The organism is Streptomyces sp. NPDC086080, from assembly GCF_044540255.1.
In the GTDB taxonomy this organism is placed as follows: domain Bacteria; phylum Actinomycetota; class Actinomycetes; order Streptomycetales; family Streptomycetaceae; genus Streptomyces.
Map to the genome: position 1 here is coordinate 20,705 of NZ_JBITRU010000033.1, position 21,101 is coordinate 41,805.

The window sequence follows — 21,101 nt, forward strand, 5'->3', positions numbered from 1 at the left end:
CCAGCGTGACATACGAAGGAAGGCGGGGCCGATGGCAAGCCACGGAGCGCGGGGCCGAAGCGGCGGCCGACCCACTCTCGAAGAGGTGGCCGCGCGCGCCGGGGTGGGCCGGGGCACGGTTTCCCGGGTGATCAACGGCTCGCCCCGGGTGAGCGACGCCACACGCGCCCTCGTGGAGGCGGCGGTCGCCGAGCTCGGTTACGTCCCGAACAATGCCGCACGTGCGCTGGCCGCCAACCGCACGGACGCCATCGCCCTGGTCGTGCCCGAGCCGGAGACCCGGTTCTTCGCCGAGCCGTACTTCTCCGACATGCTCCGGGGAGTCGGCGCGGCGCTGTCCGAGACCGAGATGCAGCTGCTGCTGATCTTCGCGGGCAGCGACCGGGAGCGTCAGCGGCTCGCCGACTACCTGGCCGCCCACCGGGTGGACGGCGTCCTGCTGGTCTCGGTGCACGCCGACGACCCGCTGCCCGACATGCTGTCCCAGCTGGAGATCCCCGCGGTGATCAGCGGCCCCCGCTCCGCCGCGGAGACGCTCGCCTCGGTGGACTCCGACAACTTCGGCGGCGCCCGGCAGGCGGTCGAGCATCTCCTCGGCCGCGGCCGGCGCTCCATAGCCCACATCACCGGGCGTCTGGACGTGTACGGCGCCCAGCGGCGTACCGACGGCTACCGCGAGGCCCTGCGGGAGGCGGGCCACGAGGTGGATGAGCTGTTGATCGAACCGGGTGACTTCTCCGAGGAGGGCGGCCGGCGCGCGATGGAGGCCCTGCTGGAGCGCCGTCCCGACCTGGACGCCGTCTTCGCCGCCTCGGACGTCACTGCGGCCGGTGCCCGGCACGCCCTGCGTGAGGCGGGCCGCCGCATCCCCGAGGACGTGGCGCTGGTCGGCTACGACGACTCCGCCATCGCCCGCCACATGGACCCGCCGCTGACCAGCGTGCGCCAGCCCATCGTGGAGATGGGCCGCGCGATGATCGACCTGCTTCTCGCCGAGGTCGCCGACCGCCGGCCGGCGGTGTCCCGGGGGCTGGAGCGCCACCAGATGGTGCTGGCCACGGAGCTGGTGCCCCGCGCGTCGTCGTGACGCCGCCGTTCACGGGCCCGGACCGCGCGTGGCTCACGGGCGCCGCCGCTCACGGGCGCCGCCGCTCGATGGCGTTCCGCCCGGTGTCCGCCCGGTGGTGTAGCGGATCAAGGCGCCGGAATCCGTGGGCCAGGGGCCTGGCCCACGCGCCGTCCGACGTTCCACCCGCCTCACCGGGACGCTTCCCGGGCTGCCGTCTCCACGGAGATCGCCACGGGCCTCGAACCGGAACGACCTCAGCCGGTGACCTGAGACAGGTCACCGGCTGACTGGTGAGGGTGAGTGACGGGACTTGAACCCGCGACATCCTGGACCACAACCAGGTGCTCTACCAGCTGAGCTACACCCACCATGGCCTTGTCGGTCGAGGTCAGTGACTTCTCCGACCGGCCGAGAAAAAGTGTACAGGGTCCGAAGGGGTGCTCGCGCACGGCTTTCCGCGAGGGTCCTCCAGGCCCTCCCAATGCCTACTGAGCGGGCAGTACGTGCTTGGCGGCGATCTTCTTCGCGGTGTCCGAGTCGGGTCCCGGCTGCGGTACGAAGACGGCCTCGCGGTAGTAGCGCAGCTCCGCGATGGACTCGCGGATGTCGGCGAGGGCCCGGTGGTTGCCGTTCTTCTCGGGACTGTTGAAGTACGCCCTCGGGTACCAGCGGCGGGCCAGCTCCTTGACGCTGGACACGTCCACGATGCGGTAGTGCAGGTAGTCCTCCAGGGTCGGCATGTCCCGCAGCAGGAACCCGCGGTCGGTGCCGACGCTGTTGCCGCACAGGGGGGCCTTGCCGGGCTCCTTGACGTGTTCCTTCACGTAGTCCAGGACCCGCCGCTCGGCCTCCTCCAGCGTCGTGCCGCCCGCCAGCTCGTCGAGCAGACCGGACGCGGTGTGCATCTCCCGCACCACCTCCGGCATCGTCTCCAGGGCCCGCTCCGGCGGGCGGATGACGATGTCCACGCCCTCGCCGAGCACGTTCAGCTCGGAGTCGGTGACGAGGGCGGCCACTTCGATGAGTGCGTCGTCCGACAGCGAGAGGCCGGTCATCTCGCAGTCGATCCACACCATGCGATCGTTCATGTGCCTAACCTTACGGGGCGCCGCGCTGTACCGGACCGGGTGGTGGAGCGCCGGTTGCTGTGAGGTACCCGTGCGGGGCGCTGCGCCGGGCCGGACCGTGTAGGCCGGTGCTGTGACGTGCCCGCGTCGACGCGACCATCTCGGGGCTGCCGCTCCCGGGCTCCCGAGGGCCCGGGTCCTCCGGGTCTCCGGGCCCCCGGGTCTCCGGGCCCCCGAGGGCCCGGGTCTTCCGGGCCTCCGGGTCATCCTTGGGCGGGCCTGGTCCTCAGGTGTCGGACGGGCTGGAGATTCGGGCCGGGGGGGAGTGGTGGTGGTGTCGGTGTGGTGTGACGTTCGGCCGGGGCTGTCGTCCCTGGACCCCGGGTCGGCCTTGGACGGGCGTTGCGCTCGGGTGCCGGGCGCGATGTGCGGGCCGTGTTGCTCCGTAGGGCGCCAGGTGGGCTCGGTGTTTCGGGCCGGGGGGGAGTGGTGGTGGTGTCGGTCCGGTGTGGCTGTCGGCCGAAGAGCTGCCGCCCCGGGCCCCGGGTCGGCCTTGGACGGGCGTTGTCCTCGGGGCCGCGCGCCGGGTGCGATGTGCGGGCCGGCGTTGCTCCGTGTCGTACGAGGCGGGCCGGAGGCCGATGGCCTCCGGCCCGCCGTACGCCGGTGTCATCTCACGGCGCGCTGCGCTGCCCCGGTACACCCGGCGCCGACGCCGTCAGGGACGGGCCCAGGGCGCCGGCCGCCGCCGTGCGGCGGGACTGGTGCGGCAGCGGGCTGTCCGGGTGCAGCGCGGGCGGCAGCGGGTGCCCGCTGTGACCGGGCTGGCCGGACGGGACCGACGGGACGGGCCCCTGGCCGTGCGGGGCGGCCTCGCTGTCCTGGTTCCGGTCGGCCTGAGGGCGCCGCGCGCGATACGCGGCCCGGTAGGCGGCCGGGGACGAACCCAGCTGGCGCCGGAAGTGCCCGCGCAGCGCGACCGGCGAGCGGAAGCCGCACCGCCCGGCCACCTCGTCCACCGAGTAGTCCGACGTCTCCAGCAGCCGCTGCGCCTGGAGCACCCGCTGGGTGATCAGCCACTGCAGCGGCGCGCTGCCGGTCAGCGAGCGGAAGCGGCGGTCGAACGTACGACGGCTCATGTACGCGCGGGCCGCGAGCGTCTCCACGTCGAACTGCTCGTGCAGGTGCTCCAGCGCCCAGGCGACGACCTCCGCGAGCGGGTCGGCACCGATCTCCTCGGGTAAAGACCGATCGAGGTAGCGCTCCTGACCGCCACTGCGGCGCGGCGGTACCACCAGGCGGCGGGCGAGCGCGCCGGCCGCCTCGTTGCCGTGGTCCGTGCGCACGATGTGCAGGCACAGGTCGATGCCGGCCGCGGTGCCCGCCGACGTCAGGACGTCCCCGTCGTCCACGAAGAGTTCCCGTGGGTCGACGTGCACCGACGGATAGCGTTTCGCCAGCGTCGGCGCGTACATCCAGTGGGTGGTCGCGGGCCGGCTGTCCAGCAGTCCCGCCGCCGCGAGGACGAAGGCGCCGGTGCACAACCCGACGATGCGGGCGCCCTCCTCATGGGCCCGGCGCAGCGCGTCGAGCGATTCCTCGGGTGGCGGCGAGGTGATGGAACGCCAGGCCGGCACCACGACGGTGCCCGCCCGGGATATCGCCTCCAGGCCATGTGGCGCGGAGAGTTCCAGGCCCCCTGTGGTCCGCAGCGGGCCCTCCTCGCCGCCGCACACCAGCAGGCGGTAGCGCGGCACGCCGGCGTCCTGGCGGTCAATCCCGAACACCGACAGCGGAATGGAACTCTCGAAGATGGGGCCGCCGCTGAACAGCAGCACCGCGACGATCTCCTTGCGGCGTCGCCCGGAGAGTTTCCGGGCCGCGGTTTCCGGCGCGGCAGTGGAGTCGTGGCTCATACTGCTAAGCCCCCCTCGGTGGTCGCGGCTCCTCGGTTGTGTCGCTCCTGCACGTTTCCCCTCGGTCCTGCACGAGTCCCCCGCCGTACGACGTCAAGATCGAATCTACTGTGTCCAGTTGCAGCCGGGTGGCGAGTTCGTCACCCGGCACATTGTCGACTTGGCAACTTGGCGTAAAGCATTCGATCACGAAGCGTTGCACTCGCGGGACGTGCAGGGAAGTGCGCCTCGTCGTCGTGGCCAATCCCCATAGGGTGCGCGGGGCTCGCGACACCCTTTCCGTGCAGGTCGAACGGGGGTTGGGGGGTGGTGGGGGCAGGGGGCGTACACCCGCCGGAAGTTGGCTGAAAAGCTACGGGTGAGAGCGCCGAAACCGGTCAGTCGACCGGTGTATCCCCGCCATTGTGCGGCCGGCTCCCTCGCGCTCGGGTTCCGGCCCGCCGGCGCCCGCCCCGCCGGGACGAGCAGGCAGCCGAACGTCGCCCGGCGGACCACGTCGCCCGCCAGGTCCCCGGAGGGCGCGGTCGCACGGTCCCGCCCGGGGACGGGACCGGACACGGGTGCTCCCTGTGGCGAGGCTCACGGGGTTCAACGCACGGCCGGCCCCTCCGTCACGGCCGGCCCCTCCGTCACGGAGGGGCCGGGGCGGACCGCCCGGAAGGCTTCGCTCCCGTGGCCGGCGAAGCCCGCCCGAACCGCCTGTACAGGACAGCGACCATTGCGTGACGGGCGCCCCCTCGGGCATGCTCCCGGGAACCCGCCTGCCGGAACGCGCGGGGTCTGGGCTAAGGAGGCGTGGCGCCGTACCCTTGGGGGTATGGGGTTGGGAAGACCGTTCCCGGACACAGCTCCGCCGCACACTGTCGTCCCCCACAGAAGGATCACACCCCCGAGACAGCCATGGCCGGTCACGAATTCTTCGAACCAGCGGACCGCAAGCGGCCGGTCGCCGATCCCACGGCGGCCGAACCCCTGGCGGGGGAGGAGTCACGCCACGCCTGCGACCCCGCCTTCCGGCACGGAGTGGTCGTCGGCTTCGACGGCTCGACCTCCAGCGAACGGGCCCTCGCGTACGCCATCGGCATGGCACGGCGTTTCGGCTCGGGCCTGATCATCGTCCATGTCGCCAACCGGCTGCCCACGACGGTCTGGGCGGGCTGTGAACCCCCGGTCTTCGTGGATGTCCCGGATCACCGCACGGAGGTGCTCGGACTCGAGCTGGCCTGTGCGGACTATCTGACCGAGGTGCCGTGGATCCTGGTCGAGCGTGGCGGGGACATCTGCCATGAACTCGAAGAGGTGGGACGGGAGTACTCTGCCGACGCGATCGTCGTGGGTTCCACCCACGGTCTGGTGGGGCGGCTGTTCGGTTCCGTCGCCGGGAGGCTGGCGAAGCGGGCGCAGCGGCCGGTTGTCGTTATCCCGTAAGCATCATGGGCCCCACCCCGTTTGCGGGGTGGCAGTACGTGGGGTTCGTGCCCGTGCCCGTGGTCCGGCCTGTGCGGGCGGGTGGGGGCGGGTCGCGCAGTTCCCCGCGCCCCTGGGGGTGTTGGGCTGCCCGGGGTGTCGGAGGGGTGGGGCGGTTCGTGCCCGCGGGGCGGTGTGCTGCCCGGGGCGGGTGCTGCGCTGCACCCGGGGTCGGGGCAGCGCAGCGGTTCGCTTCTGTGCGGTGTCCTACTCGACCGTGACCGACTTGGCGAGGTTGCGGGGCTTGTCGATGTCCCGGCCCAGGGCCAGCGCCGTGTGGTAGGCGAGGAGTTGGAGGGGGATGCCCATCAGGATGGGGTCGAGTTCGTCCTCGTTCTTGGGCACGAGGAGGGTGTGGTCGGCCTTCTCCTGTGCCTGGTGGGCGACAGCGAGGATCTGGCCGCTGCGGGCCTTGATCTCCTCCATCGCCGCGCGGTTCTTCTCCAGCAGGTCGTCGTCCGGCACGATCGCGACCGTGGGCAGCGCCGGCTCGATCAGGGCCAGCGGACCGTGCTTGAGCTCGGAGGCGGGGTAGGCCTCGGCGTGGATGTAGGAGACCTCCTTGAGCTTCAGGGAGGCCTCACGGGCCACCGGGTAGCCTCGGACACGGCCGATGAAGAGCATGGAGCGGGCGTCGGCGTACTGCTCGGCCAGCTTCTTGATCTCCTCCTCCTGCTCCATGATCTCGGCGATCTGCCCCGGCAGCCGGCGCAGGCCCTCGATGATCCGCTTGCCGTCGCGCACCGACAGGTCACGGGTGCGGCCCAGGTGCAGGGCGAGCAGGGCGAAGGCGACCGTGGTGTTGGTGAAGCACTTGGTCGACACCACGCAGACCTCGGGACCGGCGTGCACGTACACGCCGCCGTCGGCCTCACGGGCGATGGCGGAGCCGACGACGTTGACCACGCCCAGCACCCGCGCGCCCTTGCGCTTCAGCTCCTGCACGGCGGCGAGCACGTCGTACGTCTCACCGGACTGCGAGACCGCGACGTAGAGGGTGTCGGGGTCCACGACCGCGTTGCGGTAGCGGAACTCCGAGGCCGGCTCGGCGTCGGCGGGGATGCGGGCCAGCTCCTCGATCATCTGCGCGCCGATCATGCCGGCGTGGTACGAGGTGCCGCAGCCGAGGATCTTCACGCGGCGGATCCGGCGCGCCTCGCGGGCGTCCAGGTTGAGGCCGCCGAGGTGCACGGTGGAGAAGCGGTCGTCGATCCGGCCGCGCAGCACGCGGTCCACGGCCTCCGCCTGCTCGTGGATCTCCTTGTGCATGTAGGTGTCGTGGCCGCCCATGTCGTACGAGGCCGCCTCCCACTCCACCGTGGTCGGCTCGGCCGTCGTACGGGTGCCCTCGGTGGTGTAGGTGCGGAAGTCGTCGGCCTTGAGGGTGGCCATCTCGCCGTCGTCCAGCGTGACTATCTGCCGGGTGTGGGCGACCAGCGCGGCGATGTCGGAGGCGACGAACATCTCCTTCTCGCCGATGCCGAGGACGACCGGGGAGCCGTTGCGGGCGACGACGATGCGGTCGGGGAAGTCGGCGTGCAGGACGGCGATGCCGTAGGTGCCCTCGATGAGGCGCACCGTCTCGCGGACCTTGTCCTCCAGCTTCTCCGCCTGCGAGCGGGCGATGAGGTGGGTGAGGACCTCGGTGTCCGTCTCGGAGAGGAACTCGACGCCGTCCGCCTCCAGCTTGCGGCGCAGGTCGGAGGCGTTGTCGATGATGCCGTTGTGGACGACGGCGACCTTGCCCTCGGCGTCCAGGTGCGGGTGCGCGTTCACGTCGGAGGGGGCGCCGTGGGTGGCCCAGCGGGTGTGGGCGATGCCGGTCGTGCCCTTGAAGCGCGCCGGGACCTTGGCCTCCAGGTCGCGGACCCGGCCCTTGGCCTTGACCATCTTCAGGCCGGCCGTCTTCGGGGACGTCACGGCGATGCCCGCCGAGTCGTAGCCGCGGTACTCCAGGCGCTGCAGGCCCTCGAGCAGCAGGGGCGCGACCTCACGCTTGCCGATGTATCCGACGATTCCGCACATATACGTAGGTTCCTAGCCGTAGACGATGCGGCGCAGCTGCCGGAGCGAGAGCTCGGGCGGTGCCACCGCTCGGTATCTGAGGTCCGCCTTGATCTGTTCGAAGATCGTCGCGTTCACCAGGCCCTGGGCCTGGAGCTCGCGGTGGCGGCGACGGACGTACTCCTCGGTCGTCTCGTCGAAGTAGGCGAGCACGTCCTGGACCACCCGCAGTGCCTCGCCCCGGCTGAGGGGCGTGGACCGCGCCAGATGATCAACAAGTTCGTCGTGCACCCGACGATCCTGAGGTAAGAGAGGCCGAATCGCAAGAATCGTGCCCGATATCGGGCAGGCCGCCCGCTCGGCTGTCCGGTTGTGCTCACATTCGCTTCAGAATCGCCTGTTTGGCGAGGGTGAACTCCTCGTCGGTGAGCACGCCGGACCGGTGCAGCTCGCCCAGCTCCCGCAGCCGGCGGAGCAGGGCGTCGTGATCGTCCTCGGAGTGGGCCGGGGCCGGATGCGGGGCCGCCGGCTCCCGCGACGCCCCGTCGGCGTCGGGTGCGGCCGGATGCGGCAGACGGGCCTGGACGGCGGCGGCCACCAGCGCCATCAGCGGGTCCTTCTTGAAGCCCCACAGCTCCACCGAGTTGGGGTCGTACTTGGCCGGGGCCTTGGTGGGGGCGTGCCGCACATGGAAGCGGAGGTGTCCGTTCTCCAGTCCGGACGCGGGCTGCCACTCCACGGCGGTCAGGTCCGTCACCGCGAGGGTGCGGGTGCCGGCGGCGGCCTTGGCGTCCTCCGTCTTCCAGTTCCACTCCAGCCGGACGCGCTCGCCGTCGAAGCTCACCGTGCCGTCCCCGGCGGAGACGGACAGCGGCACGGACGGGCCCGGCAGCAGATACTCGGTGACCGGCTCGGAGGGGACCTGGTCAAGGAGCAGGGCGGTGCGGACCTCCTCGGTGAAGTACTCGGCGACCCCGTAGCGATCGGATTCCACGATCAGCTGGTAGGGGTCGTGCGGCTCGGTCAGCCGTCCGCCGGCCGCGTGCAGCAGCGGGTCGGCGCCGTCCCGCAGCCGCAGCCTGAGCCGCCCCGCCTTCTTGCCCTGCTCGAACGATATTCCCGCCAACGCCTGGAGAGGCAGTACCAGTTCACCCAACGTCCTGCGCAGCAGGCCGACATTCTTGTCCCGGCCGGGAGTCAGCCGCAGGCACTCCCCGTCGAAGGTCCACGTACCGTCCTTCTGGATGATTTCCGCCATGGGGGGATTGTTTCACCGGACCTGCGGGAGAGTGGTCTGCACCGACCCTGCGCGCAGGGGACCTCAGCAGGAGCCGACCGCCGCTCAGACGGCCTTCAGCGGACGCATCATCGTGGCGTAGATCGGGGCATCGGCAAACGGCTGCTGATCACCGACGTTGTGGTATCCCCAGCTCTCGTACAGTGCCTTGACCTTGGGATGGCTTAGCTCCACCAGGAGCGTGACGCGCTCTTCCGGCCGGCCGGCCAACAGCTCTTCATGGACGCGGCGGGCGAGACCGGTGCCGCGCCAGGGCCGGCGCACCATCAGCTCGAACAAAGCGAGGGTGCGTCGGCCGTCCTCAGCGGCCTCCTCCTGTGGCAGCGGTTCGAGCATGCCCGCCCACCAGGCGGAGCCCTCGGGAAGCGTGGACGCGAACGCGTACCCGGCAGCCTCACCTCCGTCATAGGCGACGATGGCTTCCCATCCGGGCCGCGACGCATACCCCTCCAGGCGTTGCTCGAACCGCTCGACGGAGAAGAACGGGTTCGCGAGCTGGTCGGTGTAGACCTCGGCGTACAGGGAGACCAGGGTGGGCCGGATGGCGGGGAACTCGTCCTGGCCGTAGCGGATGAGTTCGAGGGTGTCGGCGGGCGCGGTCACGACGCGTCTCCTTCGGTGGTCGGGTCACAGGGCGCGGGCACGCTCGTTCCACTGGCGGGTGATGGCTGCGCCGGGCGCTTTCATGTTGAGGGCGGAGGTGAAGGTGCCGAGGAGCCGGGGAACGCGGCCCGTCGACACGGTGCCGGGCGGAGGGATCACCGTGATTGCTGTGGCGGTCGCCTGTTCCAGATCGCCCTGGCCGAGCTGTGCGAGGGCGGCCTGAGCCGTGTAGTAGGCGCCGTTGCGGCGCTGGTCGGTGCTGAGGGCGGCGAGGCACTGGTGGGCGTGGAATTCGGCTTCCTCGGCCCGGCCGAGGCGGTAGTGGGTGATGCCGGTCAGGCCGTGGAGTTCGCCGTGCGTGTAGAAGCCCATGGAGACCGGGCGTGGCTGGGCCAGGTCGGCGCGGTCGTAGGCGGAGGCGGCTCGGTCCAGGGCGCGCAGGGCTCTGGAACGGTCGCCGGCACTTGCGGCCGCGAGAGCCAGGCGGGCGTGGCTGAGGGAGGTGTACAGCGGGTCCCGGCGGTGGGGCGCGGTGAGCATGGCGGCTTCGGCGGCGGCGATGGCGTCGGCGTGGCGTCCGCGTTGATCGGCGAGCATGGCGGCGTATCGCCACGTCTGGTGCTGAACCTGGCCGTCGCCGGAGAGCCCGGCGAGGGTGACGGCCTGTTCCATGTATCGCTGGGCGTCGGCGAGCCGGCCGGAGTCCACGGCTGCCCACAGGGCAGTGGCGGTGAAGGCAGCGGCGAGGGCGTACAGGCGGCTGCGGACACGGCCGGTGGCGCTGCCGTTCTGCTGGAGTCCGAGTGTGCGCCGGATTTCGATGTTGGCCTGTTCTTCGAGGTCGGCGTCGCCGCCCTTTTTGTCGTCCTGCTCGTAAAGCTCGGTGAGACGCGCGCGAAGGCGCTGGACGTCTCCGAGTCCGACGGTGGGACGGGCTGCGGCCCGCTGAGGAGTGGCAGCCACGTTGAGGGCGGTGACGGCGAAGGCGGTGCCGGTAGCGGCGGTGATGAAGGCGCGGCGGTGCACGGGGACCTCCTGTGGTGCCGGGGCGGGAGCCGGCCTCCGGCCTCGGGGGACGAACCCGAGACGGTTGGCGGGACACCCGGTGACATTCTCCAGGGCCAGGCGCTGACGGTCCTGGGGCCAACGGTTCTCCCCCGATAACCAGCGGAACACGGTGCGTTCGGAAACAGCACCGCGCCGACCCGTGAACTGTTCCATGGCGTCGTTGACCAGCTCGGCCAGTTCGACGGCCGTGACCTGGTGGTGATTCATCCAGTCCGCGAGGCTCTGGTTCCTGCTCCGTGCCATGGGATCACGGTAGAGGCGGCGTGCCCACCGGCGTGAGGAAAGGGCCGGTCAATTCGTCAGGGCCGGCGCGAGCACAACGGTCCGTGTTCGACATGCACACAGACCCCTGTGGACCGGTTGGTTGGTCGTACGGCACGCGAGCACCCCAGAGGGACACATCCGATGACCATGACCGCTGCATCCGCAGGACCACAGCGCTACCAGGAGCGCTACCCGGCGACACCGGAGGCCGCCGCCAAGGCACGCCGGGACATGGCGCTGGCGCTGGACACCTGGGGTCTGCCCCGACTGGTGGAGGTCGCCGAGCAGATCGTCACGGAGTTGGTGGCCAACGCGGTGGAGCACACCGGCACGAACACGGTCGGCGTCTCGATCACTCGGACCGGCAAGGAGTCCGCGCGGATCGCCGTCACCGACACGTCCCATGGCAGGCCTGTCCCGAGCACGCCCTCCCCGGCCGACGAGCACGGACGCGGCCTGGTCCTCGTCGAGGCACTCGCCCACGACTGGGGCTGCGAGCCGGTGGCGGGCGGGAAACGGGTGTGGGCCGAGCTGCGTGCGGACGGCGAGCGGTGAACGGACAGACCACCGCCGACCTGCCGCGCGTCGACCGGCTCGGCCCACGGCAGCAGATGGCCATCGACTGCGCGCGCTGCGCACGTCGGCTCGGAACTTCCGGCCGTGTGTGGGGCGAGGTGCGGTACCGAGACCGGCTGTTCCGGCTCTGGATCTGCACATCCGACTGCGTACCCCCACCTGCCCTCGGTCACAGCGCTGCCTGAGCCGCCTCCTCGTGCCGGAGAGACACAAGCACCCGGCACGAGGAGGTGCACCACCCGCTCCGTCCCGGCCGAACAGGCTCCCTCGCCGGTAGGCGCGGCCCGCAAGACCTTCGCCCCCTGCCTCGCCGGGTGGGCGAGGCGGAGATCCGTCCGAGCAGGGCTTCGGGACGCCTGCGCGGACGGCCGGGGCGGTCGGCGACGGGCGGATGCCGTCGACCAGGGCGAGTGCCTGGGTGACGTCGTTAAGGTTGGCCGCGGTAACCACCCCGTCCTGGCGCATCCCCGGTCGCCTACGACTCCACCGTCACCTGAACCGTTCCGGGCGCCGGTCTGATCATGGGTGGCTGACGGACATCACGCAGACAAGTGCAGTAGTCCTACGGCGCGGCATCGATCTCCCACGGTGGCTTCCGTCGAGTCAGTGCGACCGATACACCGACCAGCAGCGTCGCCGTGGCCATGACCACAGCGAGCACCGAGTCGCCGGGGTGCAGCAACCACGCCCACGGCTCTGGCCGTCCGCCCGTACGCCACCCGGCTGCCGCGCAGGCCAGTGGTACAGCGGCCAGGGCGCCCCCCGCCACCCGATGTCCCACCAGGGGGCGCAAGATCAGGGCGAGGCCGATGTAGCCGGCAATGTTTCGGCCCAGGACCATGGCGATATCTGTGGGCCAGAGGATGTGGCAGATCGCCGCTGTCAACAGGCCCGCCGCGGCGCAGGATACCGCGAGGGCGACGTCCCAGTGCCGCACGGTGCGCGAAGCGACGCTCTCCGTGCGCAGATCTCCGCGCCCCATCCCGAAAAGCAGCAGGACGGCTGGGGTCAGGGTGATGAGGTGTCCCACGAGGAACTGGCCTGCCTGGCCCGTGAGTGCGGGGACGGGGAGTTCAGCACCGCCGACCATCAGACCGACTCCTATCGTTCCCACTACCCCTGAGACCAGAGCGGGCACCGCGCGGACCTTGAGCCACCAGGTCATGTAGCGTTCCCCGCAATATTCAGCTGCGGCTGCTTTCCGCAGGACCGCATCGCGTTCATATTGTGTCGGTACCAGTCCAGTTGGACACTGCGAGGCTGTTTCATCACCTCATGGGCGACTGCCGCCTCCTGCTGTCCGAACCTGCCCGCCACGGTGTCAACCGGCGCACCCGCCGTTGCGTAGAGCCAGGCTGCCAAAGGCGAGACGGCGTCCCCAGCGGGATAGGGGGCCCCCTTTATCGCGCACTCGGGAGGCTCGGGGATCAGGCCGGAGACGATACCTCCGGGAATGTCGCCGGCTCGTGGATCAGTGGGGATTCCGAGTTTGACCGCCCCTGCCTCCGGCTGCGCTGCCATGGTCAATATCCTGGGTGCAGGAAGGCCGGCCAGCTCCAGTCTTTTCACTGTTTCGCGCGTTTCGCGCAGCACCATGGCGCGATTGTCCACTTCGGGCCACAGGCAGATTCGGGGCTCAGCACCTTCGCAGATCAAGGCCTCGGGCGAGCGAGCCTGAATCGGCTCTGCGGTGAGACTCCGTGCGATGTAAGCGGCGGTGCCGAAACCGCCGGCCGTGACGACCGCTGCCGCAAGGAGGGCAACCGCACTGCCTCTGCAGTGGATCAGAACCAGCGAGGCGAGGCAGATGGCCGCCGTGAACACGCCGGCACTGAGTAGGGCGCGCCCATCCACGGTCGTGTCAACCGAACAGCAGCTGTCCAGCCCTCCTCCCAGCAGGTGGCGGAGCCAGTAGATGCTCCAGGAGGAGGGGTAGGCGTTGACGAAGAAACTGCCGATCAGCGCGAGAGGCGCGGCGAGGACGGCCGGTAGCACACGGCCGACGATGTAGCCGACGAGTGTGTTGGCTGCCAGCACGCCGACCACCACCAGGACGATACCCAGCTGAGGAACTCCGGGACCCACGTCGGCGGCAATCGCGGACGTGAGCAGAGCGGCGAGCATGCCCAGCAGGCCCATCACCACGACGGGGATGAGCGCGGGGAGCGTGATGGCCAACTGGCCGCGCACGGGCGCCTGGTCGAAGACCCGTCCTCGGTGCAGTCGTGCACCTTCCCAGGCCGCTGCGGCTGCACAGGCAGCGGCGACGAAGGGAAGCGCGAAAGTGGAGCTGCCTGTGGCGGAGGGCCAGTAGTTGACCGTGACCCATTCGGACAGGTCATCGCCGAGAGCAACGAAGACGAATCCGATGAGAAAGGGCAGGAGGATGGTTGCCGCGGAGGAGCGGATCGTGGTTCTCAGCCGCATGATCACGCCTCCCGGCCGACGAGCTGCGTGTAGGCGGCATCCGCCAGTCCCCGTGGAGAGCTGGTTCCTCCCGCAAGTGAGTGAAATGCATCGGTGCTGCCCTGGAACCGGACGGTTCCGCCGCTCAGTACCACGACCTCCCGATACAGGTCGGCAAGGTCCTCTGTCTGGTGTGTGGACACGATGACCGACACGGAGTCGCTGAGTTCTTCCATCAAGGAGCGGAACACCGTTCGCTGCTGTGGATCGAGACCGGCGGTCGGCTCGTCCATAAGGATGAGCTCGCTGCGGTGCGTGAGGGCACCGGCAATACCCATGCGGCGCAGTTGTCCACCAGACACCTGATGGCTCTTGCGATCAGCGAGCTTGACCAAGTCGACTCTCTCCAGTGCCTGCAAGGATGCTTCCCAGGCAGCGCTGCGGGAGAGTCCCTTGAGCCAGCCCGCATAGGCCACTTGCTCACGGACGGTCAGCCCGGGGACAGGGCTGATCTGCTGTGGGATCCAGGCCACGGCCTTCCGGTACCGCGCCTGGTTCTTGCGGCTGTCAGGGCTCAGGTCGCACCAGCTCAGCGTTCCCTGGGTGGGGGTGAGCTGAGAAGCGGCAAGCGCCATCAGCGTGGACTTGCCGGCACCGTTGGGGCCGAGCAGCACAGTGGCCGGACTGTCGATGTGCAGGTCGAGTCCGGCGAACACGGCTGTCTTCCGGTTGTAGCGGAAGGTGAGAGTACGGAAAACCAGAGCCATGGAGAGTGCGCAATCCGCCGCCCCGCTGATCGGAGACGGCTTGGTGGTGAGCGAGTTGGAGCGACCGGGTGTTCCGGCAACGGAGGGTGCCGGAACACCCGGAGTATGCCTACATCAGTACCGTGTGTTCACTGAGTTGACATCGAGGTAGCCGCCGCTGAAGACGCTCGTAAGCTCGAAGTAATACGTGCCGCTGGCCTTGTCGCCCCAGTAGACCCTGTTGCAGTAGTTGGTCCTGGACCCCTGGTCACTGTCAGGACCGAAGACGTCCTTCCAGAGCTTCAGCCCGGCGTTTCCGAAGCCGCCGTCGGAGTGGCAGCCACTGAACCCTACGGAGGTGCTGACGGAGTCGGCGTTGTTGTCCGTCCAGCGTCTCGACTCCGAACCCTCGCTCCAGCCACTGATGTACGAGGACCAGGAGCCTTCGGCGTAGGCGGGGGTGGCCCCAGCAAGCCCCACCAGGGCCGCACCAACGATGAGCCCACGCGCCAACCGGCGATTCTTCATATTCACACCCGTCCAAATGTGTCGTGCGGTGTCATCCCGGACACCGTGCGCTTACTGACTCGCACTGCGAATTTAACGATGATCAGACGGCTGGCCAGAGCTTAATCGATCTCTTGGTCGAATCGGCTCGGTGTTTCCGAACGTACCGGCGATGGCTCAGGCCGAGCGGTTGCGCTCAAGATCGACAGTCCGGTGAGGGAGGAAGCCTGAGATGCCGTCGTGGACGAATGGCTGGATCGTCGCGGTGAGCCTTCTCATCTTGATCAGGTGGCGAGTTCGAGGGCGACGACGGCACGGACGACGGCGGTGATCCGGGTGGTGCTGCAGCGGAGCTGCCTCAGAAGCCGCCGGTATGTGAGGGTGGCCATGGCGCGTTCGCCGAGGCTGCGGACCTTGGCATGATCGCGGTTGTGACGCCGGCGCCGGCCGCGCAGGCTCTTGCCCCGGAAGGAAAGGGAAGGGCGGGGTCGTAGGCGTGGGTGAGGTCCCCCCAAGGCCGGGTAGTTAGCGTTTTCACTGGTCACACAGCCGCCGCTGCACGGTCCCGGTCTCGGACAGGACCGCGTGGACCAGCTCGCACGGCATGACCGTCGTCAGCTCCTCCAGATGTCCGGGAGCGAACCGGCCCGCGGCCACAGTCACCGTCCGGGTAACGGTCGTCAGCGCCGACGGCGGGACACAATGAACAGGCAACGGATCCCCTTGCTGGACAAGCTGTCTTGGACGACCGCCTGTACCGACGAGCTCCGTTGCTTCACGTCGAGGCCCGGTCAACACCCCTTGCGTGACCAGCGAAGACGCTGACCGCCCGGCCTTGGAAGAACTTCAAGCAAGACACACATGGTGCATTTCAACGGGAAACGGTTCCTGGGGCAGTACCCCTGGCTCAGCCTTCGAGGCCATCGAAGAAGGCAGCCTGACTAGGCACGTTGTGTTGACGAGCGCCCTGAATGACCGTACTCCGGGGCGCTCGTCTGTTCGTGGGTCAGAACCCCGCCAGGGGATTCCTCAGCGTGCCCACCAGCTGGAGCGCGCCCGAGGGGTCCGTCAGGTCGACCATCTGTCTGTTGTCGCGGAGCTGGAGGCGGTTCAGGCAGGAGAGGGCGAACTCGGGGGCGAACATGTCGTAGCGGGTGAACTTGTCGGCGAGTTCGGGGACCGAGGCCTGGTACTCGCGGGTGACCTCCGCGACCGTGCGCCAGAAGCCGTCCTCGGCCAGGACGCCCTCCTCGGCGAGGTTCGCGGCGAGGAAGCGGAAGAAGCAGTCGAAGACGTCCGTGAAGATCGACAGGAGTTTGGTGTCCTCCGGGACCTCCACCCGGATGCGGGAGACCTCCGGTGGCAGTACCGCGTCCGGGTCCATCACCGCGATCTCCTCGGCGATGTCCTTGTGGATCGCGCGCCGCACCACGCCGTCCGCCAGTACGAGGATCACGTTCTCGCCGTGCGGCATGTACACCAGGTCGTAGGCGTAGAAGCTGTGCAGGAGGGGGACGTAGTAGGCCCGCAGGTAGTGGCGCAGCCACTCGGCCGGGGTGAGCCCCGAGCGTTCGATCAGCGCGGTCGCGACGGAGGTGCCCTCGTGGTCGACGTGGACGAGGGACGCCATGGTGGCGAGGGACTCGCCGTCCTTCAAGGACGGCACCGGGCTCTCCCGCCACAGCGCGGCCAGCATCTTGCGGTACGGCGAGTAGCGGTCGGTGGCCTGCTCGTACTCCAGGTGCCGGTAGCCCACGGCGGCCCGCTCCCGGATGATCGACAGCCCGGTGGCCCGCAGGACCGGGTCGCTGTCGACGAGCCGCGCCAGCCAGTCGTTGATCGCCGGGGTCGCCTCCATGTAGGCGGCGGACAGTCCGCGCATGAAGCCCATGTTGAGGACGGACAGGGCCGTCTTCACGTAGTGCTTCTCCGGGTGCGAGGTGTTGAAGAAGGTACGGATGGACTGCTGGGCCAGATACTCGTCGTCGCCCTCGCCCAGGCAGACCAGGTGCCGGCGGGCGACCTCGGCGGCGAAGGTGACCGAGAGCTTGTTCCACCACTGCCAGGGGTGGACGGGGATCAGGAGGTAGTCGGCGGGGTCCAGGTCCTGCTCGCGCAGGACGGCGTGGAAGCCCTTGACGGTCTTCTCGCCCAGTTCCTGGAGGAGGAACGACTCGTACTCGACGCCGACGCCGGCCGTGAACGCGGCGCGCGAGCGGTGCGCGGCCAGCCACACCAGTCGGACCGGGTTCGCCGTCTCCGGCGCGTAGGACCGGTACTCGTGGACGCCGAAGCCCAGCCGTCCGTTGTTGGCGACGAAACAGGGGTGGCCCTCGGTCATGCCGGTCTCGACGGCCTGGAAGCCGGCGTCGATCAGCTCGCGGGCCGGGATCCGCGGCTTGGCGAGTTTGTAGCAGGTGCCGGAGAGGGTGGAGGAGACCTCCTCCAGGTACACCGGCAGGATCTCGTCGCTCAGGCCCAGGGACTTCCGCAGCTCGATGAAGAAGTCCAGGGCGGCGAGCTCGAGTTCGGTGCCGTCGCGGTGGCGGGTGATCGAGTCGGCGTCGATCCCCCAGTGTTCCAGGGCGCGGAGTGTCGCGGTGAAGGTGTACCGGGTCAGGCCGTCGTCGCTGCGGACGGCCCACCCACCGTCGCCGGTGGCCTCCGGCGTGATCAGCCGCTCGTGCGCGAACTCGGCGAGGGCCTTGCGGATCAGGAGGCGGTTGGCCCGCGCCCAGTGGTGGGGGGACAGATGCGCCACGGCGTCGGACGGGGTCATACGGCTGCTCCTCGGGCGGCCTCGCTGTGCCTGTTGAAGAAGCGTTCGCGCGTGCAGAAGCTCAGCAGCGCGCGCTTCTCCGGCTTGTCGATCTCCCGCTCGGCCACGAAGCCCACGGCCTCGTTCAGGGCGTGCACGGCCTTGTTGCGCACGTCCGGTTCGACCACGACCCGCCGGGTGGCCGGGTCGGCGAACAATTCCTCCATCACGGCGGTGATGACCGCCCTGGTGAAGCCGTGGACCGGGCGGTCGGTGGGGGCGACCAGGAAGTGCATGCCGACGTCGCCGGGCTCGGGGTCGTACAGGCCGGTGAGTTCGACGTACCGGGGGTCGTACGTCTCCATCAGGAAGGCCGGTTCGCCGTCGTGCAGGCCCAGACAGGCGTGGTGGTGCTCGTGGGCGGCGATGCGCAGGTACTCGCGCTCGACGTCCTGGAGCTTCGCGTCCTGCATCATCCAGAACGCCGCCTTGGGGTCGGTGACCCAGCGGTGCAGCAGCTCGGCGTCCTTCAGCGGGTCCAGGGGGCGGACGGTGAACGTGCCGATGCTCGTCCTGCTCGTCCCGCTCATACTGCGAACTCCTGGAAGGCGATGGTCTTCTCGACCGGGTAGTACTCGGTGCCCAGCAGCTCGCGGATGATCGTCGCGTTCCGGTACGGGCCCATGCCCAGGTCGGGGCTGGTGACGCTGTGCGTGTGGACGCCGGCGTTCTGCAGGAAGATGCCGTGTCCGGTGACGTCGATGGCGTAGTCACGGCTCACGTCGAAGCGGCCGTGGCCGTCGAAGCGGATCCGGTCGCGTACCGGGTCGAGGAAGGCCGGGGGCTCGTAGTGGTAGCCGGTGGCCAGCACCAGGCCCTCGGTGCGGATCTCGAAGTCCTTGCCCTGCTCGTCCTGACGGAAGCCGAGCGTGTAGCCGCCGTCCTTGTAACGGGCGTCGGTGAGCGTGGAGTTGGTGAGCAGCCGGGTGGCAACCGGCCGGTCGCCGCTCTCGACGGTCTTCTGGTACAGCAGGTCGAAGATCGCGTCGATCAGCTCCGAGTTGATGCCCTTGAACAGACCCTTCTGCTGCTTCTCCAGCCGGTAGCGGGTCTCCTCGGGCAGCGTGCGGAAGTAGTCGATGTAGTCCGGGGAGGTCATCTCCAGGGTCAGCTTGGTGTACTCCAGCGGGAAGAACCGCGGGGAGCGGGTGACCCAGTTGAGCTGGTAGCCGTGGACGTCGATCCCGGAGAGCAGTTCGTGGTAGATCTCGGCGGCGCTCTGTCCGCTGCCGACGACCGTGACCGACTGCTTCTTCAGCAGGTCCGCCTTGCGCCGCGTGTACTGCGCGGTGTGGAGGAGGTCCCCGTCCAGGCCGCGGCACGGCTCGGGGACGAAGGGCACGGTCCCGGTGCCGAGCACCAGGTGCCGGGCACGGTACGTCCCACCGGCTTCGGTCGCCACCGCATACAGCCCGTCGGTCTCGTCGTACGTCACCTCGGTGACCGTCGTGCCGAAGCGGATGCTGCTCAGCTGGGCGGCGGCCCAGCGGCAGTAGTCGTCGTACTCCACCCGCAGCGGGTAGAAGTTCTCGCGTATGTAGAACGAGTACAGCCGTCCCTTCTGCTTGAGGTAGTTGAGGAAGGAGTACGGGGACGTCGGGTCGGCCAGGGTGACGAGGTCCGACATGAACGGGGTCTGGAGGTGGGCGCCGTCGAGGAACATGCCGGAGTGCCACTCGAAGTCCGGCTTGGACTCCAGGAAGACGCCGTTCAGTTCGTCGATGGGCTCGGTGAGGCAGGCGAGGCCGAGGTTGAAGGGGCCCAGTCCGATGCCCACGAAGTCGTAGGTGGTTGAGGGTTCTTCAGCAAGCGCGGTCAAGGGACTCTCCCAGGTACTGCTCGGCGTGGCCGGCGATCAGATCGAGGACGGCGGAGACGTCGGCCGTCGTGGTCTCGGGGTTCAGCAGGGTGAACTTCAGGTAGTGGCGTTCCGCCACCTTGGTGCCCGCGACCACCGCGTCGCCGGAGGCGAACAGGGCCTTGCGGGCGTAGAGGTTGGCGCGGTCGATCTCGGCGGGGTCGGTGACGGCCGCGGGGATGCAGCGGAAGATGAGGGTGGAGAGGGCCGGCTCGACCACGACGTCGAAGCGGGGGTCGGCGGCCAGCAGTTTCCAGCCCTCCGACGCCAGGTCGCAGACCTCGTCGAAGAGTTCGCCGATGCCGTCGGCGCCCATCACGCGCAGGGTCATCCACAGCTTGAGGGCGTCGAAGCGGCGGGTGGTCTGCAGGGACTTGTCGACCTGGTTGGGGATGCGCTCGGTCACCATGCGGCGCGGGTTGAGGTACTCGGCGTGGTAGGTGGCGTGTCGCAGCGTGGCCGCGTCGCGGACCAGGACGGCGGACGAACTCACCGGCTGGAAGAAGGACTTGTGGTAGTCGACGGTGACGGAGTCGGCGCGCTCGATGCCGTCGATGCGGTCGCGGTACTTCAGTGAGGCGAGCAGTCCGCAGCCGTAGGCGGCGTCCACGTGCATCCAGGCGCCGTGGCGCCGGCACAGCTCGGCGATCTCGGGCAGCGGGTCGATGGAGCCGAAGTCGGTGGTGCCCGCGGTGGCGACGACGGCCATGGGGACCAGGCCCGCCTCGGCGCAGCGCTCCAGTTCGCGGGCGAGGGCGACGGTCTGCAGCCGCTTGTCGTGGTCGACGGGGATCGACACCACGGCGTCCGGACCGAGGCCGAGCAGTTTCGCGGATTTCTGCACGCTGAAGTGGCTGACCTCGGAGGCGAAGACGCGCAGGGTCGCCAGGTCGTCGGTCTTCACCTCCTCGCGGGCCAGCAGCAGTGCCTGCAGGTTGGACTGGGTGCCGCCGGAGGTGAACACGCCGTCGGCGGCAGGGCCGAGGCCGATGCGGCCGGTCGTCCAGTCGATGATCTTCCGCTCGATGAGGGTGCCGCCGGCCGACTGGTCCCAGGTGTCCAGGGAGGAGTTGACGGCGGAGAGCACCGCCTCGCCGAGCACGGCCGGGATGACGACCGGGCAGTTGAGGTGGGCGAGATAGCGGGGGTGGTGGAAGTAGACCGCGTCCCGGAGGTAGACGTCCTCCAGTTCGTCCAGCACCGCGGCGGTGTCGCGCAAGGGGCGGTCGAGGTCGATCGCGTCGATGCGGGGGGCGAGGGCGTCGACCGTGATTCCGGTGAACGGCCGCTCTGTGGTGGCGAGTTTGGCGGCCACCCGCTCGACTCCCTCGGTCACGGAGCGGCGGTAGTGCTCCGCGGTGGTGTCGTTGAGCAGGTGCGAGCGCATGTGGGGGTCCTCCGGTGGGGACGGTCCGGGGCGGGGAGCCGACCAGTG

General features: G+C 69.5%; 19 protein-coding genes, 1 tRNA gene and 1 pseudogene. 3 read left to right on the forward strand and 18 right to left on the reverse strand.

Annotated elements, in window-relative coordinates:
- Nucleotides 1-31: 31 nt before the first annotated feature.
- A complete protein-coding gene (locus ACIF9R_RS30615; protein WP_399985647.1) occupies nucleotides 32-1,087 on the forward strand; it encodes a LacI family DNA-binding transcriptional regulator in 1,056 nt (351 codons plus the stop codon).
- A gap of 277 nt (nucleotides 1,088-1,364) precedes the next feature.
- Here ACIF9R_RS30615 and ACIF9R_RS30620 read toward each other — a convergent pair.
- From ACIF9R_RS30620 to ACIF9R_RS30630, 3 genes are all read right to left on the reverse strand, one after another.
- A tRNA-His gene (locus tag ACIF9R_RS30620) sits at nucleotides 1,365-1,437 on the reverse strand.
- A gap of 117 nt (nucleotides 1,438-1,554) precedes the next feature.
- Nucleotides 1,555-2,157 (reverse strand): oligoribonuclease, encoded by a 603-nt coding sequence (orn, locus tag ACIF9R_RS30625; RefSeq protein WP_399985648.1) that lies wholly within the window; start codon nucleotides 2,155-2,157, stop codon nucleotides 1,555-1,557.
- Between the two features lie 653 nt (nucleotides 2,158-2,810).
- On the reverse strand, nucleotides 2,811-4,052 hold the full coding sequence (locus ACIF9R_RS30630; protein ID WP_399985649.1) for a helix-turn-helix domain-containing protein: 1,242 nt from the start codon (nucleotides 4,050-4,052) through the stop codon (nucleotides 2,811-2,813).
- 900 nt (nucleotides 4,053-4,952) lie between these two features.
- Here ACIF9R_RS30630 and ACIF9R_RS30635 point away from each other — a divergent pair.
- Nucleotides 4,953-5,480: a universal stress protein gene (locus ACIF9R_RS30635; protein ID WP_399985650.1), complete on the forward strand. Its 528-nt coding sequence runs from the start codon at nucleotides 4,953-4,955 to the stop codon at nucleotides 5,478-5,480.
- A 246-nt stretch (nucleotides 5,481-5,726) separates the two neighbouring features.
- Here the strand turns inward: ACIF9R_RS30635 and glmS are convergent, their stop codons facing one another.
- From glmS to ACIF9R_RS30660, 5 genes are all read right to left on the reverse strand, one after another.
- The gene (gene glmS / locus ACIF9R_RS30640; RefSeq protein WP_399985651.1) at nucleotides 5,727-7,544 is read right to left on the reverse strand and encodes a glutamine--fructose-6-phosphate transaminase (isomerizing); all 1,818 of its coding nucleotides are present in this window, start codon (nucleotides 7,542-7,544) and stop codon (nucleotides 5,727-5,729) included.
- A gap of 12 nt (nucleotides 7,545-7,556) precedes the next feature.
- The gene (locus ACIF9R_RS30645; protein WP_399985652.1) at nucleotides 7,557-7,814 is read right to left on the reverse strand and encodes a hypothetical protein; all 258 of its coding nucleotides are present in this window, start codon (nucleotides 7,812-7,814) and stop codon (nucleotides 7,557-7,559) included.
- Nucleotides 7,815-7,899: 85 nt separating this feature from the next.
- On the reverse strand, nucleotides 7,900-8,781 hold the full coding sequence (locus tag ACIF9R_RS30650) for a DUF4429 domain-containing protein (RefSeq protein ID WP_399985653.1): 882 nt from the start codon (nucleotides 8,779-8,781) through the stop codon (nucleotides 7,900-7,902).
- Nucleotides 8,782-8,865: 84 nt separating this feature from the next.
- Nucleotides 8,866-9,423: a GNAT family N-acetyltransferase gene (locus ACIF9R_RS30655; RefSeq protein WP_399985654.1), complete on the reverse strand. Its 558-nt coding sequence runs from the start codon at nucleotides 9,421-9,423 to the stop codon at nucleotides 8,866-8,868.
- A 24-nt stretch (nucleotides 9,424-9,447) separates the two neighbouring features.
- Entirely contained in the window at nucleotides 9,448-10,734 is a 1,287-nt protein-coding gene (locus tag ACIF9R_RS30660) for a Tat pathway signal protein (protein ID WP_399985655.1), read from the reverse strand.
- Between the two features lie 168 nt (nucleotides 10,735-10,902).
- On the opposite strand from ACIF9R_RS30660, the gene ACIF9R_RS30665 reads away from it, so the two are divergent.
- On the forward strand, nucleotides 10,903-11,310 hold the full coding sequence (locus ACIF9R_RS30665; RefSeq protein WP_399985656.1) for an ATP-binding protein: 408 nt from the start codon (nucleotides 10,903-10,905) through the stop codon (nucleotides 11,308-11,310).
- 583 nt (nucleotides 11,311-11,893) lie between these two features.
- On the opposite strand, the gene ACIF9R_RS30670 is transcribed toward ACIF9R_RS30665, so the two are convergent.
- From ACIF9R_RS30670 to desA, 10 genes and pseudogenes are all read right to left on the reverse strand, one after another.
- Nucleotides 11,894-12,421 (reverse strand): hypothetical protein, encoded by a 528-nt coding sequence (locus ACIF9R_RS30670; protein WP_399985657.1) that lies wholly within the window; start codon nucleotides 12,419-12,421, stop codon nucleotides 11,894-11,896.
- A gap of 71 nt (nucleotides 12,422-12,492) precedes the next feature.
- Nucleotides 12,493-13,758 (reverse strand): hypothetical protein, encoded by a 1,266-nt coding sequence (locus ACIF9R_RS30675; RefSeq protein WP_399985658.1) that lies wholly within the window; start codon nucleotides 13,756-13,758, stop codon nucleotides 12,493-12,495.
- A gap of 2 nt (nucleotides 13,759-13,760) precedes the next feature.
- On the reverse strand, nucleotides 13,761-14,504 hold the full coding sequence (locus ACIF9R_RS30680) for an ATP-binding cassette domain-containing protein (RefSeq protein WP_399985659.1): 744 nt from the start codon (nucleotides 14,502-14,504) through the stop codon (nucleotides 13,761-13,763).
- A 114-nt stretch (nucleotides 14,505-14,618) separates the two neighbouring features.
- Nucleotides 14,619-14,996, reverse strand: a complete 378-nt coding sequence (locus ACIF9R_RS30685; RefSeq protein WP_399985660.1) for a hypothetical protein — start codon at nucleotides 14,994-14,996, stop codon at nucleotides 14,619-14,621.
- Between the two features lie 278 nt (nucleotides 14,997-15,274).
- Nucleotides 15,275-15,421: pseudogene (locus tag ACIF9R_RS30690) on the reverse strand (IS5/IS1182 family transposase); the annotation flags it as partial.
- 103 nt (nucleotides 15,422-15,524) lie between these two features.
- Nucleotides 15,525-15,653: a hypothetical protein gene (locus tag ACIF9R_RS30695; protein WP_399985661.1), complete on the reverse strand. Its 129-nt coding sequence runs from the start codon at nucleotides 15,651-15,653 to the stop codon at nucleotides 15,525-15,527.
- A 343-nt stretch (nucleotides 15,654-15,996) separates the two neighbouring features.
- Nucleotides 15,997-17,769 (reverse strand): IucA/IucC family protein, encoded by a 1,773-nt coding sequence (locus tag ACIF9R_RS30700; protein ID WP_399985662.1) that lies wholly within the window; start codon nucleotides 17,767-17,769, stop codon nucleotides 15,997-15,999.
- Complete coding sequence (locus tag ACIF9R_RS30705) at nucleotides 17,766-18,338, reverse strand: GNAT family N-acetyltransferase (RefSeq protein WP_399985663.1); 573 nt, start codon at nucleotides 18,336-18,338, stop codon at nucleotides 17,766-17,768. The genes ACIF9R_RS30700 and ACIF9R_RS30705 overlap by 4 nt, the downstream gene beginning before the upstream one ends.
- Nucleotides 18,335-19,627 carry a lysine N(6)-hydroxylase/L-ornithine N(5)-oxygenase family protein gene (locus ACIF9R_RS30710; RefSeq protein ID WP_399985664.1) on the reverse strand — a complete coding sequence of 431 codons (1,293 nt, stop codon included), beginning with the start codon at nucleotides 19,625-19,627 and terminating at the stop codon, nucleotides 18,335-18,337. Before ACIF9R_RS30710 ends, ACIF9R_RS30705 begins: the two co-directional genes overlap by 4 nt.
- On the reverse strand, nucleotides 19,611-21,053 hold the full coding sequence (gene desA, locus ACIF9R_RS30715) for a lysine decarboxylase DesA (RefSeq protein ID WP_399985665.1): 1,443 nt from the start codon (nucleotides 21,051-21,053) through the stop codon (nucleotides 19,611-19,613). The genes ACIF9R_RS30710 and desA overlap by 17 nt, the downstream gene beginning before the upstream one ends.
- Between the last annotated feature and the right edge of the window lie 48 nt (nucleotides 21,054-21,101).